Source organism: uncultured Bifidobacterium sp. (genome assembly GCF_959020155.1).
Lineage (GTDB): Bacteria > Actinomycetota > Actinomycetes > Actinomycetales > Bifidobacteriaceae > Bifidobacterium.
Genome location: NZ_CAUERC010000005.1, coordinates 85,706 through 101,905 on the forward strand (window position 1 = coordinate 85,706; position 16,200 = coordinate 101,905).

14 protein-coding genes are annotated in these 16,200 nt (G+C 59.6%); 7 read left to right on the forward strand and 7 right to left on the reverse strand.

Going from position 1 to position 16,200, the window contains the following annotated elements; genetic code table 11:
• Positions 1 to 62 precede the first annotated feature (62 nt).
• Positions 63 to 1,409, forward strand: a complete 1,347-nt coding sequence (gene gdhA, locus Q5H31_RS02990) for an NADP-specific glutamate dehydrogenase (RefSeq protein ID WP_302457474.1) — start codon at positions 63 to 65, stop codon at positions 1,407 to 1,409.
• 232 nt (positions 1,410 to 1,641) lie between these two features.
• Here gdhA and Q5H31_RS02995 read toward each other — a convergent pair whose 3' ends face one another.
• From Q5H31_RS02995 to dnaA, 7 genes are all read right to left on the reverse strand, one after another.
• On the reverse strand, positions 1,642 to 2,178 hold the full coding sequence (locus tag Q5H31_RS02995) for a DUF3566 domain-containing protein (protein ID WP_003807186.1): 537 nt from the start codon (positions 2,176 to 2,178) through the stop codon (positions 1,642 to 1,644).
• Positions 2,179 to 2,252: 74 nt separating this feature from the next.
• The gene (gyrA, locus tag Q5H31_RS03000) at positions 2,253 to 4,967 is read right to left on the reverse strand and encodes a DNA gyrase subunit A (RefSeq protein WP_302457475.1); all 2,715 of its coding nucleotides are present in this window, start codon (positions 4,965 to 4,967) and stop codon (positions 2,253 to 2,255) included.
• A gap of 41 nt (positions 4,968 to 5,008) precedes the next feature.
• The gene (gyrB, locus tag Q5H31_RS03005; RefSeq protein ID WP_033499638.1) at positions 5,009 to 7,135 is read right to left on the reverse strand and encodes a DNA topoisomerase (ATP-hydrolyzing) subunit B; all 2,127 of its coding nucleotides are present in this window, start codon (positions 7,133 to 7,135) and stop codon (positions 5,009 to 5,011) included.
• 292 nt (positions 7,136 to 7,427) lie between these two features.
• A complete protein-coding gene (locus tag Q5H31_RS03010) occupies positions 7,428 to 7,913 on the reverse strand; it encodes a DUF721 domain-containing protein (RefSeq protein ID WP_003807180.1) in 486 nt (161 codons plus the stop codon).
• The gene (locus Q5H31_RS03015; protein ID WP_302457476.1) at positions 7,913 to 9,124 is read right to left on the reverse strand and encodes a DNA replication/repair protein RecF; all 1,212 of its coding nucleotides are present in this window, start codon (positions 9,122 to 9,124) and stop codon (positions 7,913 to 7,915) included. The genes Q5H31_RS03010 and Q5H31_RS03015 overlap by 1 nt, the downstream gene beginning before the upstream one ends.
• A gap of 78 nt (positions 9,125 to 9,202) precedes the next feature.
• Complete coding sequence (gene dnaN, locus Q5H31_RS03020) at positions 9,203 to 10,327, reverse strand: DNA polymerase III subunit beta (protein ID WP_085380084.1); 1,125 nt, start codon at positions 10,325 to 10,327, stop codon at positions 9,203 to 9,205.
• Between the two features lie 495 nt (positions 10,328 to 10,822).
• Entirely contained in the window at positions 10,823 to 12,322 is a 1,500-nt protein-coding gene (gene dnaA / locus Q5H31_RS03025; protein ID WP_003807173.1) for a chromosomal replication initiator protein DnaA, read from the reverse strand.
• A 316-nt stretch (positions 12,323 to 12,638) separates the two neighbouring features.
• Between dnaA and rpmH the strand changes: the two genes are divergently transcribed.
• The 6 genes from rpmH to rsmG all read left to right on the forward strand — a co-directional run bounded on the left by rpmH (position 12,639) and on the right by rsmG (position 16,007).
• Entirely contained in the window at positions 12,639 to 12,773 is a 135-nt protein-coding gene (gene rpmH, locus Q5H31_RS03030; RefSeq protein ID WP_003807168.1) for a 50S ribosomal protein L34, read from the forward strand.
• A gap of 20 nt (positions 12,774 to 12,793) precedes the next feature.
• Positions 12,794 to 13,159, forward strand: coding sequence for a ribonuclease P protein component (gene rnpA, locus Q5H31_RS03035; RefSeq protein WP_003807160.1), 366 nt, complete (start codon positions 12,794 to 12,796; stop codon positions 13,157 to 13,159).
• A 23-nt stretch (positions 13,160 to 13,182) separates the two neighbouring features.
• On the forward strand, positions 13,183 to 13,488 hold the full coding sequence (yidD, locus tag Q5H31_RS03040; RefSeq protein WP_204367728.1) for a membrane protein insertion efficiency factor YidD: 306 nt from the start codon (positions 13,183 to 13,185) through the stop codon (positions 13,486 to 13,488).
• Positions 13,488 to 14,522, forward strand: coding sequence for a membrane protein insertase YidC (gene yidC, locus Q5H31_RS03045; protein WP_003807156.1), 1,035 nt, complete (start codon positions 13,488 to 13,490; stop codon positions 14,520 to 14,522). The genes yidD and yidC overlap by 1 nt, the downstream gene beginning before the upstream one ends.
• A 144-nt stretch (positions 14,523 to 14,666) precedes the next feature.
• Positions 14,667 to 15,194, forward strand: coding sequence for a R3H domain-containing nucleic acid-binding protein (locus Q5H31_RS03050; protein WP_033499641.1), 528 nt, complete (start codon positions 14,667 to 14,669; stop codon positions 15,192 to 15,194).
• Positions 15,195 to 15,272: 78 nt separating this feature from the next.
• The gene (gene rsmG, locus Q5H31_RS03055) at positions 15,273 to 16,007 is read left to right on the forward strand and encodes a 16S rRNA (guanine(527)-N(7))-methyltransferase RsmG (RefSeq protein ID WP_033499642.1); all 735 of its coding nucleotides are present in this window, start codon (positions 15,273 to 15,275) and stop codon (positions 16,005 to 16,007) included.
• Positions 16,008 to 16,200 lie beyond the last annotated feature (193 nt).

Here is a 16,200-nt window from a genome sequence, read left to right on the forward strand (position 1 = left end):
CTACCATGCACATAGAATGAAATCGCCTTATTGATAACCCAACTATCCCGAAGGGGAAAAATATGCTCACTGATGAGTACGTCAAGCGCGTGTATGCGCAGGTCGAAAAGCGCGATGGCGATCAGCCGGAATTCCTGCAGGCCGTTCGCGAGGTCTTCGAAAGCCTTCAGCCCGTAGTCGAGAAGCACCCGGAGTATGAGAAGGCGGGAGTGCTCGAGCGCCTCGTCGAGCCGGAGCGCGTGGTGAAGTTCCGTGTCGCTTGGACGGACGATGAGGGCAAGGTGCAGGTCAACCGCGGTTACCGCATCCAGTTCAACTCCGCGATCGGACCGTACAAGGGCGGCCTGCGCTTCCACCCGACCGTGAACGAGGGTGTCATCAAGTTCCTCGGTTTCGAGCAGATCCTCAAGAACTCCCTGACCACGCTGCCGATGGGCGGCGGCAAGGGCGGCTCCGACTTCGACCCGAAGGGCAAGTCCGACGCCGAGGTCATGCGCTTCTGCCAAGCCTTCATGACCGAGCTGTGCCGTCACATCGGACAGTTCACCGACGTTCCCGCAGGCGACATCAACGTCGGCGCCCGTGAGATCGGCTACCTGTTCGGCCAGTACAAGCGCATCCGCGACGAGTATTCCGGCGTGCTGACCGGCAAGGGCCTCGAATTCGGCGGCTCCCTGGCTCGTACCGAAGCCACCGGTTACGGCCTGTGCTATTACACCGCCGAGGCAATGCGCGTGCTGCGCAACGATTCCTTCGAAGGCAAGACCGTGGTCATCTCCGGCTCCGGCAACGTGGCCATCTTCGCCACCGAGAAGGCCCAGGCCCTCGGCGCGAAGGTCGTCACCGCCTCCGATTCCAACGGCTACGTCTACGATCCGGACGGCATCAAGCTCGACATCGTCAAGGACATCAAGCTCGGCCACCGCGGCCGCATCAAGGAGTACGCGGAGCGTGTTCCGGGTGCCGAATACCACGAGGGCTGCAAGGGCGTGTGGACCGTGCCGTGCGACATCGCGCTGCCGTGCGCCACCCAGAACGAAATCGATGAGGAGTCCGCCAAGGCCCTCGTCGCCAACGGCTGCAAGGTCGTGTGCGAAGGCGCCAACATGCCGTCCACCCCGGAGGCAATCGCCGTCTATCAGGACAACGGCCTGCTGTACGGCCCGGCTAAGGCCGCCAACGCGGGTGGTGTGGCGGTGTCCGGCCTTGAGATGAGCCAGAACTCCTACCGCCTTTCCTGGACGTTCGAAGAGGTGGACAACAAGCTCAAGTCCATCATGGAGAACATCGTCGCCAATTCCCTGGCCGCCGCCAAGGAGTACGGCCATGAGGGCGATCTGATGCTCGGCGCCAACGCCGCCGGCTTCGTCAAGGTCGCCAACGCCATGGTCGCCCAGGGCGTGCTCTGATCGTCTTTCACAATCCGTTTCAACGGTCCGTGCGATTCGTTCGCACGGACCGTTTTCATATGCGTTACGGCATAACGCGCAACGCAGTATGACGATTGCATAAAAGCGACCGCATAATCGCGATTACATAAGAAAAGACGGCGCCTCCCGAAGTAGGGAAGCGCCGTCTTCTTATGTTGCACGAACGGCTTACGTTGCGCAAGCGCCGTACGAACGCCGTATGACGAATCGATCAGTCGTCGCCGAGCGTCACGTGGATGCCGCCGACCAGCGTGCTCACCACGTTGTACAGCAGCGTGAGAATCACCACCAGCACAGTGAACAGCACCACTTCGATGATGGAGAAGATGGTGACCGCGCTCAGCACGGTGCTCAGCGAAAGCACATTGGCAAGGTCGAATCCGCCGGCGTCAAGACCGGTGGAGGACACGATCTGCGTCACCTGATCGAACACGCCGACCACGTTCAGCAGCAGCCACAGCAGCGTCACCGCGACAATCTGGATGATGCCTCCCGCGATGGAAAGCATGAACGCCACCTTGGCCGCGGACCATGCGTCGATGCGGGTCAGGGACAGGCTCATGCGGCGGGCGCGAGGCGCGCCACGACGCGCTTTTTCACGAACCTTCACACCGCCGGACGCGGCGGCCATGTTCTCATGCGCCTGAGACTGTTCCGTACCGCTCAACGGCTGGCTGGATGCGGAACGGGCCACGCGTGGGGCCTGCGCCCCTGCCTGCGCCTGATGGCTTTCATTGTTCTCGCTCATCGTTGCTCCTTGCAGAATCTTGCCTACTTCTAGCTGAGGCTACCAGTTTTCGCAGACGATTCCCCGCCTGTGTCTCAGGCCTCTACATTCTCGCCATCGCCGGCATCGGAAGTGGCTTCCGTACCGGTTTCAGCGGAGTTTTCAGTAGTGGTTTCGGCTTGCGATTGCGCGGCTGCGTCGTTCTGGACTGCTCCGTTTTCCGCGGCGGCCTGCTCGGCGTCATCCTCGTCGGTCTCCTCGTTACGTGCTATGGAGATGATTTCGTCGTTCTTGTCAGGCTTGGCGAGCGTCACACCCTGGGTGGTACGTCCGGTGCGCTTGACTTCGGCGACGTTGGAGCGGATGACCTTGCCGGACTTCATGATGGCCATGATCTGGTCGGATTCCTCCACGATCACGGCACCCACCAGGGAGCCACGGCCTTCGGCGAGCTGCACGGCCTTGACGCCGTAGCCGTTACGGCCCTGCAGACGGTATTCGCTGATGGCGGTGCGCTTGGCGAAGCCCTCGTTGGTGACCACGAGCAGATCCCTGTCGGAATCGCCCTGCACCACATCCATGGCCAAAAGCTCGTCGCCGTCGCGGAACTTCATGCCCTGCACACCGGCGGTCTGGCGGCCCATCGGGCGCAGCTGCTCGTCGTTGGCTTCGAACTTCAGGCTCATGCCCTGCTTGGAGACGAGGATGATGTCGTCGTCGGCGTTGCACAGCGCGGCACCGATCAGCTCGTCGGCGTTCTCGCCGTTCTCGTCGGTCATGAGTCGTACCGCGATCAGACCACCCTGACGCGGGGAGTCGTATTCGGCGAGCGCGGTCTTCTTGACCTTGCCGGAACGGGTGGCGAGCACCAGATACTTGGCCACTTCGTAGTTCGGAATCGACAGCACGGTCTGGATCGTCTCGTCCGGCCCGAACTGCAGCAGGTTGGCCACATGCTGTCCCTTGGAATCGCGCGATCCCTCCGGCAGCTCGTACGCCTTCAGGCGGTACACGCGTCCCTTGTTGGTGAAGAACAGCAGCCAGTTGTGCGTGCTGGTGAGGAAGAAGTGGTCCACCACGTCGTCCTCGCGCAGCTTGGCGCCCTTGATGCCCTTGCCGCCGCGGTGCTGCGCGCGGTATTCGTCGGCCTTGGTGCGCTTGATGAAACCGGAGTGGGTCACGGTGACGACCACGTTTTCTTCGGCGATCAGGTCTTCGACGTTCATCTCGCCGGAGTACGGCAGAATCTTGGTACGGCGTTCGTCGCCATACTTGGCGACGATTTCGTCCAGCTCGTCGCCGACGATCTTGCGCTGGCGTTCCGGCTTGGCGAGGATGTCGTTGTAGTCGGCGATCTTGCGCATGAGCTCGTTGTGCTCGTCGAGGATCTTCTGACGTTCCAGGGCGGCCAGTCGGCGCAGCTGCATGGCGAGGATGGCGTCGGCCTGCACCTCGTCCACGTCAAGCAGGTCCATAAGGCCCGTGCGGGCGGTCTCCGCGGACTCGGAGGCACGGATGAGGGCGATGACCTCATCGATCATGTCAAGGGCCTTCAGATAGCCCTGCAGGATGTGGTCGCGTTCCTCGGCCTCGCGCTTGAGGTAGGCGGTACGGCGTGCGATGACTTCGAGCTGGTGGTTTACCCAATGACGGATGAACGCATCCAGGGACAGCGTGCGCGGCACACCGTCGACCAGTGCCAGCATGTTCGCGCCGAAGGTCTGCTGCAGCTGGGAATGCTTGTACAGGTTGTTGAGCACGACCTTCGGCACGGCGTCGCGCTTGAGCACGAGCACGAGGCGCTGGCCAGTACGGCCGGAGGTTTCGTCGCGCATGTCGGCGATGCCTTGGATCTTGCCGTCGCGCACCGCTTCGCGGATGGACACGACCAGACGATCCGGGTTGACCTGGTACGGCAGTTCGGTGATCACGAGGCACATGCGGCCCTTGATCTCCTCGGTGTTCACCACGGCTCGCATGGTGATGAGGCCACGGCCGGTACGGTACGCCTGTTCGATGCCCTTATGGCCGAGAATCGTGGCGCCGGTAGGGAAGTCCGGTCCCTTGATGATGCGGATCAGGTTGTCGAGCAGTTCCTCACGGCTCGCGTCCGGATGGTCGAGCGCCCAATGCACGCCTTCTGCCACCTCGCGCATGTTGTGTGGAGGAATGTTGGTCGCCATGCCGACGGCGATGCCGGACGAGCCGTTGCACAGCAGGTTCGGGAAGCGGGCCGGCAGCACGGTCGGCTCCTGCGTCTTGCCATCGTAGTTCGGCAGGAAATCGACGGTGTCCTTGTCGATGTCACGCACCATTTCCATGGCGAGCGGCGCCATACGGCATTCCGTGTAACGCATTGCGGCTGCCGGGTCGTCGCCGGGGGAGCCGAAGTTGCCCTGGCCGTCGACGAGCGTGTATCGCATCGACCACGACTGCGCCATACGCACCAACGTGTCGTAGATGGCGGAATCGCCGTGCGGATGGTACTTGCCCATGACTTCGCCGACGACGCGTGCGCACTTGGAGTAGCCGCGGTCGGGGCGGTAGCCGCCGTCGTACATCGCGTAGATCACGCGGCGGTGCACCGGCTTCATGCCGTCTCGCACGTCCGGAAGGGCACGATCGACGATGACGGACATGGCGTACGCCAGATAGGATTCGCGCATTTCCTGCTGCAGATCCTTCTTCTGGACGCGTTCGCCGACCATCAGGCCGTAATCGGTGTTGTCGGCCTCCTGCGGGCTCAACGGTTCCATGGAGCCGTCAGGCACGAACTGGCCGTCTTCGTTGCTGTTGTTTTCGTCTGCCAATTTCTAATCCTTGCTTTGAAGTCCTGCGAAACCCTACGCGTTTACGCGTCGATCCAGCTGACGTTGCGTGCGTTGCGCTGGATGAACAGACGACGTGGTTCGACTTCGTCGCCCATGAGCATGGAGAAGGTCTCGTCGGCCGCGGCCGCGTCTTCGATCTGCACCTGCTTCAGAATGCGATGGTCAGGATCCATGGTGGTCTCCCACAGTTCCTGGTAGCTCATCTCGCCCAGACCCTTGTAGCGCTGGATGCCTTCGCCCTTCGGCAGCTGGCGGCCGGCGGCCTTGCCTTCGGCGAGCACGCGGTCGCGTTCGGCGTCGGTGTACACGAAGTCGTGCGGGCCCTTGGTCCACTTGAGGCGGTACAGCGGCGGCATGGCCACGTACACGTAGCCGGCGGTGATCATCGGGCGCATGTAGCGGAAGAACAGCGTCAGGTTCAGGGTTGCGATATGCGCGCCGTCCACATCTGCATCGGCCATGATGATGACCTTGTGGTAGCGCACCTTGTTGAGGTCGAAGTCCTCGCCGTAGCCGCCGCCGACGGCGGTGATCAGCGATTCGATGGTGTCCGACTTCATCATGCGGTCCAGGCTTGCGCGCTCGGTGTTGAGGATCTTGCCTCGCAGAGGCAGGATGGCCTGCGTGATCGGGTTGCGTCCCTGGATGGCGGAGCCGCCTGCGGAATCACCCTCCACGATGAACAGCTCGCATTCCTCCGGATTGTTGGACTGGCAGTCCTTGAGCTTGTCCGGCATGCCGGCCGATTCGAAGATCGACTTGCGGCGGGTGTTCTCACGTGCCTTCTTGGCGGCCAGGCGCGCACGGGAGGCCTCGATGGCCTTCTGGATGATGTTCTTGGCCTCGTTCGGGTGGGCGTCGAACCAGTCGCCGAGCTTGTCGGTCATGACGCGCTGCACGAAGGTCTTCGCCTCGGAATTGCCGAGCTTGGTCTTGGTCTGGCCTTCGAACTGCGGGTTGGTGAGCTTGACGGACACGACGGCGGTCAGGCCTTCGCGCACGTCGTCGCCGGACAGGTTCTCGTCCTTGTCCTTGAGGATGTTCTTCTCGCGGGCGTAGCGGTTGACCAGCGAGGTCAGCGCGGCGCGGAAGCCCTCCTCATGGGTGCCGCCCTCGGTGGTGGAGATGGTGTTGGCGAAGGTGTGCACGGCTTCGGAATACGCGGTGGTCCACTGCATGGCGATTTCCGCGGAGATGCCGATCTTCAGGTCCTCGGCCTCGAAGTCGATGACGTCCGGTTCGACCGGGGTGGCCTTGCGGGACTTCACCAGGTAGTCGACGTAGTCCTTGATGCCGTCGTTGTACTGGTAGGTGACGGTCTGGAACTTGTCTTCGGTTTCGGATTCCTCGCCGGAAACCTCGTCGCCGGCCTGGTCGGGCTCGCGCAAATCGGTCAGGGAGATCTTCAGGCCCTTGTTCAGGAACGCCATCTGCTGAAAGCGGTTGCGCAGGATCTCGAAATCGTAGGTGGTGGTTTCGAAGATCTTGCCGTCGGCCCAGAAGGTCACGGAAGTGCCGGTGGACTCGCCTTCCTCCATCGGCTTGCCCTTGAGCAGACGCGCGGTCGGCTTCTGGTCGATGTAGGTCTGGGTCCAGTGGAAGCCCTGACGGCGCACTTCGATGTCCACACGGGTGGACAGCGCGTTCACCACGGAGATGCCCACGCCGTGCAGGCCGCCGGAGACCGCGTAGCCGCCGCCACCGAACTTGCCGCCAGCGTGCAGCTTGGTCATCACGGTTTCGACGCCGGAGATGCCTTCGCCCGGCACTTCGTCGACCGGGATGCCTCGGCCGTCGTCCACCACGCGCACGCCGCCGTCCGGCAGAATCGTCACTTCGATGTGTGACGCGTAGCCGGCAAGCGCCTCGTCGACGGAGTTGTCGACGATCTCATACACCAGATGGTGCAGGCCGCGGGGGCCGGTGGAGCCGATATACATGCCAGGGCGGATACGCACCGCCTCAAGGCCTTCCAGCACCCTCAGATCGGACGCGTCGTAGTGTTCCGGAGACAGCGAATCGTCAAGTTGCGCATCTTCGAGCTGGTCGTTCTGGATCTGATCCTGAATCTGATCTTCCTGCGTGTTTTCAGCTGATTCGTTCAGCGAATCCGCATCAAGGTCTGCCACAGAGATTCCTTCCTGCATTTTTCCCGCCATCAAGGGTCATTTCCGCAGGTGATACCACCTAGAACGCAAATAAAGGCCCCTTCTAGGCGTTTACATACACTGCTGGATATTCTACTCATGGAGGGGGACAGCGCGCTATAGACATTTGTCCTTGGAATTCAACGGTTTCCAACGGCTTCGGCATGGTTCCGAACGCGTCCGACAAGCCGGAAAACCTCCGTAAACCCCGTCGCAACGGCCTGTTTCACGCGCGCCACAATCGATCTCTCCTGTCAGAGAGGTCGATTGTAAGTCGACTTCGCAATAGCCCTCAGTAGCGAATCTTCCTTGAGATACGCCCACGGCTGAACCCTTGGCTCTGCGGGCCGGTGACCCTCACCTCATTGATGGTCAGACCTTCGAGTTTCCTGCGGATGGTGTCCGTCAGCAACGGCGTCATATACGACAGGGTGGTGGTCCAGGCCGGGCTGTCGCAACGTATCGTCAGCACGCCGTCTCGCAGGCTGGCGGGGTAGGAGTGCTTCGCGTTCTCCACGCCCACCACCTGGTCCCAATGGTCGCGCATCTGCGCCATTTTGAGGTGGGGTATCCATGCGCCGTTCGATGCCAGCAGATTGAACAGGCTGCCGACGGTTTCCGGATCGCGTCCGGGTTTGCCGAAGCTTTCCCACGCCTTGCGCGCGCGTTCCTCGCGTTCCTTGAGCCGCCCGGCACGGTCGCTGATGCGGTCGAACACTTCGGCCGGCAGTTTGCGTTGGTCGAGGTTCAGCAGTTCGCAGATTGGTGGTTTCGGCATTAGGATTCGGCCTCGATTCCTTGCGATTGCGCGCCACGTCCGGCGGCAAGCATGGCCGCCATCGCCGCGATATCGCCGTCCGTCTCCTGCGATTGCGCACGCAGCGCGGCAACGTCGATGACATGCGCCTCGCCTTGCGGAATATCGCTTGCCGCGGCGACGGTGATCAGCACCTGGTCCTGCCGTCGCGCGAAGTCGAGGATCTGCCCGCGACGGGACTCGTCGAGCTGGGCGAACACATCGTCGAGGATCACGATCGGCTTGACGTCGCGCTGCGCCGAAACCACTTCGTACAGCGCCATTTTCAAGGCCAACGCCATCGTCCACGTCTCGCCGTTCGAAGCGAATTCGCGGGCTGGCATGTCGTTGAGCCGCAATGTCAGATCATCGCGCTGCGGTCCGATCAGATTCTGCCCACGGGCCACTTCGCCGGGGTAGATGCGTTGGAAATGACGGCTGATTTCCGCGGCCGGCTCGTCGAACAGAAGCACCTCGTCGAAGGACGGCTCATACACCAGGTCGGCCTGTTCCTCTTCGCCCGCCAGCGAAGCATAGATGCGGGTGAACGGCTCGCGCAGCAGTCCGATCACATCGTTCCGGTCCTTGGTCAATTGCACGCCGAGGGCGATGAATTGGCCGGTCCACACTTCCAGACCGCTCAGCACGGCCTGACGCCCGTATTCGGGGTCGATGCCGGAGCCGTCGGACAGCTGTTTGAGCAATGCGGCACGCTGTTTGGCAACGTGCGTGAACTGTTGCAACGACTGCGCATAACGGGGCAACAGCAGCGAAGCCGCCTGGTTGAGGAAGTTCCTTCGGGTGGCCGGATCGCCAGACACCAACCGCTGGTCTTCGGGGGTAAAGGACACGGAGGGGACCAAACCCACGATATCCCTCATATATTGCGATTTTCCGCCGTCCACGCGCGCCCTGTTGGCGCCTCGCGCGGCGATGGTGATCTCATATGTGCGCTGTTCGCCCGCATCTTCGACGTTGGCCCGGACAGTGGCGGAAGGGTGGCCTTTTTCGACCAGCGGCAGCGATGACGAGGTGCGGTGGCTGGAGCCGGTGGACAGCACTTCCACGGCTTCCACGATATTGGTTTTCCCTAGGCCGTTCGAGCCTTGGAGAATGTTGATTCCCGGTTCGAAATCAAGCACGCAATGGTCCCATGACCGGTAATGGTCGAGCGCGAGACGGGAGATATGCATGAAAACCGGGATTCCTTGAAGGTGATGGCATGGTGGCCCGGACGGGAACTTGCCGTCCGGGCCACAGGTGGAACGAAATCAGTTGTTGAAGCGCATCGGAACGAGCAGGTAACGGTAGTCCATGGATTCGTCGGAATCCGCTTCCTGCTGGCCGTTGAATTCCACGGGCTTGACCGCGGTGGTCATCTTCATGCGCACGAACGGCTCGCTGATGGCGCTCAGGCCGTCGACCAGATAGGAGGGGTTGAACGCCACGGTGATGTCCTCGCCGTCCATGTCGATGTCGAGAATCTCCTTCGCCTGTGCTTCGTCGGCGGTGCCGGCCGACAGCGTCAGCTCCTGGCCGGAGAAGACCATGCGGATCGGGGCGTTGCGTTCGGCGACCAGCGAAACGCGCTTGATGGCGTCGATGAGGGCCTGCTTGTTGATGACGGCATGAATCGGGTATTCATCGGCATACAGGCGGTCAACGGCCGGGAATTCGCCGTCGATGAGCTGGGAGGTGGACACGCGGCCGGCGTTCTCGAAGCCCAGCAGGGACGGGTTGTCCGCATCGAAATCGATGGTGACGTTCTGATGCTCGTCCAGCGAACGCGCCATGTCGCGCAGCAGCGAGCCACGGACCAAAGCGGTGGTGCTGATGGTCGCATCCTCCGGCGTCCAGGTGAAGCTGGAACGGGCCAGACGGAAACGGTCGGTGGAGCTCATGATGACCTTGTCGCCCTGGAACTGGACGCGGATGCCGGTGAGCACCGGACGGTTCTCCTCACGGGAGACCGCGACGGACGCCTGGTTGACGGCCTGAGCGAAGGTGGGGGAGTCCACCTGACCCAGTTTCATCGGCACCACGGGCAGATCCGGATATTCGCTTTCCGGCATGAGCTGCATGGTGAAGGTCGACTTGCCCGACGTGATGGTCATCGTGGAACCATCGGTGGAAAGATAGGTTTTCGCAGCGGGCAGCGACTTGGTGATGTCGGCAAGCAGTTTGCCCAGCACCAGAACGCTACCGGCCTCATCCACGCCGGCTTCGATGTGATGGCGTGCGGAAATGGCGTAGTTGAAGGCGGAAAGCTGGAGTGTGCCGTCAATGGCTTCCAGACGGATGCCCGCCAGAATCGGGGTTGCGGGACGTGCGTCGATGACACGTGTGGTCCATGCCACGGCATCGGCAAGAGCTTGGGAATTGACTTCGACTTTCATGGGGTATTCCTCGTTTCGTTCGATCCACATGCCATTCTAGCGATAAGAGCAACGACGACGAAAGCGTGGGGAATTCCCCGCATTACGAGAATGACGATGAAAGTAAGAAAAACGTACTTTCGTAATAATAAGCCCTGTGGATAGTGTGGATAAGCTCGTTCAGCCCAAGCGCAGCAACGTCTCAGTACGAGGCGACATCTGTGGATAACTTCTGAGTCGAATGTGGATAAGAGCATGGGTTATCCACAGGCTCATGGCCGCGCAAAACTTATCCACAATTCACTGTGAATAATCCACGAGCCATCCACTGCCGTTTTCCGTGTTTCCAACGGCTTTTCCACAGACCTTTCCCCGAAATGTGGATATGTATGTGGAAAACTCGATGTACAAGAAATTATGTCCGGGCGTGTCACGCGGATAGTAAAAAGGCTGGTAAATAATTTACCAGCCTAAGGAAAACCGTTGGAAATACGCCGTTTGTTGTGGTTGCTTCCGTTACTTGTCGTTGGAACGCTGCTTGAGCTGCAGAGTCAACTCGGTCACGTAGTTGTAGATCTCCTGCTTCTCCTGCATCTCGTCGTTGATGCGCGTATACGCGTGCATCACGGTGGTGTGGTCCTTGCCACCGAAGACCAGGCCGATGTCGTTGAGGCTCATGCTGGTCAGCTCGCGTACCAGATACATGGCGATCTGGCGTGCCAGCGCGATCTTCTTGGTACGCGAACGGCCGACGATGTCGTCGAACGTCAAATAGAAGTACTTGGCCACCTGCGTGATGATGTCCGCGGGCTTGATTTCCACGTCGGTGGTGAAGAAGTCCTGCAAAGTCTGCTCCGCAAGGGCTTTGGTGACCGGCTGGTTGCTCAGCGACGCCATGGCGGTCACACGGTTCAGCGCGCCTTCCAGCTCGCGGATGTTCTCGGTGAACCGTTCCGCGATCAGGTTGAACACGTCGTTGGGAATATTGGAGCCGTTCATGGTGGCGATCATGCGCAGAATGGCGATTCGCGTCTCCAGATCCGGCGGTTTGACGTCCACGGTCAGGCCCGATTCGAAGCGGGAGATCAGACGTTCGTTGAAGCCCTGCAGGTCCTTCGGCGGCACATCGGAGGCGATCACGATGCGCTTGTTGGCCTGATGCAGGGTGTTGAACGTGTGGAAGAACTGCTCAAGGGTCGCGTCCTTGCCGCTCAGGAACTGGATATCGTCGATGAGCAGCACGTCGACCTCGCGGTAGCGGCGGTTGAATTCCTTGATCTGGCCGGAACTTTGGTTCGTATCGGCCAGAGCCTCGATGAATTCGTTGGTGAATTCCTCACTGGTGACGTAGCGGACCTTCAGATTGGGGTCCTTGACCAGCGCGTAGTTGCCGATGGCGTTCAGCAAATGGGTTTTGCCCAGGCCGGAGCCTCCGTAGATACACAACGGATTGAAATCATGGCCGGAACCCTCCGCCACGGCCAGCGCCACGGTACGTGCGAAACGGTTGGAATCGCCGGGCACGAAGGTGTCGAAGGTGGCGTTCTTGTTCAAATGCGTTTCGGGGTCGAGCAGCGGCCTGTTCTGGCCGCTCTGGAAATGGTCCTGTTCCGGCGGCATCGTCGCGGGAATCGGCAACTGGCCTTGCATCGTCTCGTTCGCAGGGGATTTCGCCGGCGATTTCGCGGGGGAGAAGCGCGGATAGGTTTCCTCCGGCTGTTCCTCCGTTTTCGGCTTCATTTCAACGATTTTGAAGGCGGGGAAGATGTCCTGTTCGGCGGATTCGCGCAACGCCTCCATCAACGGCTTGTTCAATTCGGTCTGCAAAGCCTGCTGAGCCGCCTCACTGGGCACGCACAGCATGATGGTCGGACCCCACATGCCTTCGGGATAGACGTTCTCCAGCCAGCTTTTGTCGCGTACGGACAGCGACGGATTCTGGTGCAGCAGGGCCAAAGCGTCGGACCACACCCCACGAGCCTGCTCGAGAGGATCTGTTGTCGTGTTATCAGCCACGGATAATCCTTTCTCGACAGACGTACCACTGATGTGCAACTGTATATTTGTACTCTCTTTTCCCCGAGTTATCCACCGGCGTGCGTGTTGAAAAGATTGAAATGTGAATAACATTGTTGTAGTTTGTGGATAACTTTTGTGGGGAATTCGGCGGAATCGCAACGATTATGTGGATTGTTTTATGCGGGGAATCCCCATGAAAATGTGAAGAAAAATGGACGACGCGGCAATCTGTTCAGGGGTCAGAGTAATTTAGTAGAGCTTGACTCATGAGGAGCCGTGCCTTGGCATGGCTAAAACACCGGGAGCATTAATTATGAAGAGGACATTCCAGCCGAACAACCGTCGTCGTCACATGAAGCACGGTTTCCGTCAGCGCATGCGCACCCGCGCAGGCCGCGCTCTGATCAACCGTCGCCGCGCCAAGGGCCGCAAGTCCCTCGCTGCCTGATTTTTTAGTGGCATAGAGCGGTGGAACGGCTGAAAAGCCATCGCGATTTTGTTGCGGTGCTCAAACGCCGTCGTAGGGTATCGCGAGAAGACATCGTCGTGCATTATCTGATGCACGACGATGTCGTAACGGGCGATACAGCGACGGTGCAAGGCCGCCGTGTCGGCTTGGCCGTTTCCAAAGCTGTTGGCAACGCGGTCACGCGCAACGCCGTGAAAAGGCGTTTCCGTGTGCTTGCACGAAAGTACGAATCACTATTACCCGAATCCTGCGATATCGTGTTGCGTGCCAAGCCAAGTGCCGCACGTGCCGATTTCCTGTCGCTTGAGCAGCAGATGGCATCGTGTTTCGAAGCGGTGAAACGTAAAACCGCTTCCCGGCAATGAGCAAGGGGCATCATCGCAATTGGATGGTGCGGCTCATCCGCTGGTATCAGAAACATATTTCCGCCCATACCGCACCTCGGTGCCGGTATTATCCCAGCTGCTCCAATTATGCGATTCAGGCGATTGAACGATTTGGCTGCCTTAAAGGTGGTCTTCTTGCGTTATTACGCCTTCTTCGTTGCAACCAGTGGAACCGTGGAGGAATCGACGACGTTCCACAGCTCTATTCCTTGTTTTACAGATGTTCGTGGTCGAAGGCACACGAGGAGCCTCGTCTCACGCCTCTGGATGTAGATGAACCTATAGGCGATAAGGAGAATGGCCTGTAATGAATCAAGATCAATTCCTCCTCGATAGTGGTTTCTGGGGCTGGCTGTACAAGCTCCTGTACCCCGTCGAGTGGCTCATGACGCAGATTATGGCCGGATTCCACCGATTCATGGTGATGCTGGGCATGAACGAGATCGGTTTCTCGTGGGTCATGTCCATCGTGTTCCTGGTGATTGTGGTCCAGGCGTGCGTGTTCCCGCTGTTCTACAAGTCCATGAAGGGCATGCGCAAGATGCAGGCCCAGATGGCCGTTTTGCAGCCCAAGATGCAGCGCATCCAAAACAAGTACAAGGGCAAGAACGATCCCGCCAGCAAAGAGGCTTTGCAACGCGAGATGATGAAGCTCTACCAGGACAACGACGCGAACCCGATGGGCGGCTGCACGTCGATGCTGCCTATGTTCGTGCAGGGTCCTGTGTTCATGTGCATGTTCTACACCCTGTCGGCCATTCCATACATCGCCCGTGGCAAGTTCAGGAACGGTTCCGGCCTCGGCGCCTTCGACATCGCCACCGCCAAGCAGTTCACCTCCACCAACGTGTTCGGCGTGAACGTGGCCGAGAACTTCACCACCGCCGACATCCACGGCAAGATCATCATCGGCATCTTCGTGGCGTTGATGTGCTTCTGCCTGTGGCTCATGCAGTACAACAGCATGAAGCGCAACATGGCCCAGAGCGCTGCGAACAAGCAGACTGAAATGATGCAGAAGATGATGCTGTGGATGTTCCCGATCATGTACATCTTCTCCGGCGTCGCCATGCCGTTCGCAGTGCTGGTGTACTGGCTGACCAACAACATCTGCAACCTGCTGCGTTCCGTCTGGCAGATCCACGTCTTCCCGACTCCGGGATCCCCGGCCGCCGAAGCGAAGGAAAAGCGCGACCACGCCCACGAGAACGCCCGCCGCGCCAAGGCCGGTCTGCCGTCCCTCGAAGAGGAGGAGCTGCAGAAAGCCAAGAAGGCCGCGGAGGCGAAGGAAAAGAACGGCTTCCAGCGTCAGCAGCCAAGCCGCAAAAAGAAGAAGAAATAACATCAAGTGTGTGTCCTGTGTTTCACGTGAAACGCAGGACACACCGCTTTTGTATCGGGCGAATCGCCCATATGATACAACCCAATCAGTAGACTTTCAGTAGACTTGAAATAATACGAACCCCGCTCAAAGGAGTAAAACACCATGGCGCAGGATGCTGAGAAAACCATCGATCAGCTCAATGACGAAGCTGACATCGCTGCCGATTACCTTGAAGGATTGCTTGACATCGTCGACTACGAGGGCGATATCGAAATGGGCGTGCGCAACAACCGTCCGACCGTGCAGATCGTTGCCGACGACGACACCGACATCAAACATCTGATCGGACGCAACGGCGAAGTCGTGGACGCCCTGCAGCAGCTCACCCGACTCGCCGTACAGCAGAAGACCGGCGAGCGGTCCCACCTCATCGTGGACGTGGACGGCTATCTGAAGCGCAAGCGCCAGCGCCTGCACGACCTTGCGCTGGATGCCATCGACGAGGCGCGCGAGACTGGCGAGCCGGTGGACCTGAAGCCGATGAACTCCTTCGAACGCAAGATCATCCATGATGTGGTGCGCGAGGAAGGCATGAAGTCTCGGTCCCATGGCGAAGAACCGCATCGTTACGTCACGGTGTACGTCAAGGCTTCCGCAGCCGATGACGCCGACGAGATCAACGAAGCCTGAAATAGTTTCACGTGAAACATGAAGCGTCGCGAGTTTCTCGCGGCGCTTTTTTGATGCCTGTAGATTAGGATGGTGTGCATGAGTGATGTGAATGACGAATTGGATGGGTCGCCGATTCTTGAGGAAGTGCTTGGCGATGCATTGGGCAAGTTGAAGGTGTTTCACGTGAAACTTGCTGCGGAAGGAGAGCCGCGCGGGCTGATAGGGCCACGCGATGTCGGTATTATTTGGGAACGGCATATTCTGAACTCCGCGGCCATCGTACCGTTCATCCGTGAAGCAACGGCCAAGAGGCAATTCAAGACGGTGGCGGATATCGGCAGTGGCGGAGGATTCCCCGGTATCGTGGCGGCCGCCTGCCTGCCGGACCACCAGTTCACCTTGGTGGAACCGATGGAACGCCGTATCGAATGGCTTCATGAGTGCGTTGACGAAATGGGATTGGACAATGTCTCGATAGTGCGCTCCCGAGCCAACGCCGTAATCGAAGCCGTCCGCGGTTCGAACGGTGGCCGGAAGGGCAGGGGAGAGGATGCCGTCGATCTCGACGGGAATCCCATCCCGGTCAGGCATCCGTTTGCCGTGGTGACCTGCCGTGCGGTCGCGCCGATGACCAAACTATCCGGATGGACGCTGCCGTTGCTGGACAAAGGCGGACGGCTGGTTGCCCTGAAAGGACGATCCGCGCAGGAGGAAATCGTCAAGGCCACCAAAGAGATCTCCAAAAACGGCGGTATCCATCCCCGCGTGGTGGAGGCCGAGGTCGGTCCGGGTCTGGAACCGACGCATGTGCTGATGGTGGACAAGCGATAAGTTATCCACAAAATCGCGTGAGTTATCCACAGTATCCACAATCGCGGAAATGTGTTACGAAGCATCTTGAAGAAGCTTGAAATTGCAGCGATTGTTCTGTGGATAACTTTTGGGTGGTCGGATGAGTTATCCACCAACTATCCACCGTTGTTCACAATGGTGCACATGGCCGTGAACAGGCGAAAATCTGTCC

Coding starts and splice junctions, on each gene's coding strand:
- gdhA (WP_302457474.1), top strand. CDS start 63: ATGCTCACTGATGAGTACGTCAAGCGCGTGTATGCGCAGGTCGAAAAG.
- Q5H31_RS02995 (WP_003807186.1), bottom strand. CDS start 2,178: ATGAGCGAGAACAATGAAAGCCATCAGGCGCAGGCAGGGGCGCAGGCC.
- gyrB (WP_033499638.1), bottom strand. CDS start 7,135: ATGCAGGAAGGAATCTCTGTGGCAGACCTTGATGCGGATTCGCTGAAC.
- Q5H31_RS03010 (WP_003807180.1), bottom strand. CDS start 7,913: ATGCCGAAACCACCAATCTGCGAACTGCTGAACCTCGACCAACGCAAA.
- Q5H31_RS03015 (WP_302457476.1), bottom strand. CDS start 9,124: ATGCATATCTCCCGTCTCGCGCTCGACCATTACCGGTCATGGGACCAT.
- dnaN (WP_085380084.1), bottom strand. CDS start 10,327: ATGAAAGTCGAAGTCAATTCCCAAGCTCTTGCCGATGCCGTGGCATGG.
- rpmH (WP_003807168.1), top strand. CDS start 12,639: ATGAAGAGGACATTCCAGCCGAACAACCGTCGTCGTCACATGAAGCAC.
- yidD (WP_204367728.1), top strand. CDS start 13,183: ATGGTGCGGCTCATCCGCTGGTATCAGAAACATATTTCCGCCCATACC.
- yidC (WP_003807156.1), top strand. CDS start 13,488: ATGAATCAAGATCAATTCCTCCTCGATAGTGGTTTCTGGGGCTGGCTG.
- Q5H31_RS03050 (WP_033499641.1), top strand. CDS start 14,667: ATGGCGCAGGATGCTGAGAAAACCATCGATCAGCTCAATGACGAAGCT.
- rsmG (WP_033499642.1), top strand. CDS start 15,273: ATGAGTGATGTGAATGACGAATTGGATGGGTCGCCGATTCTTGAGGAA.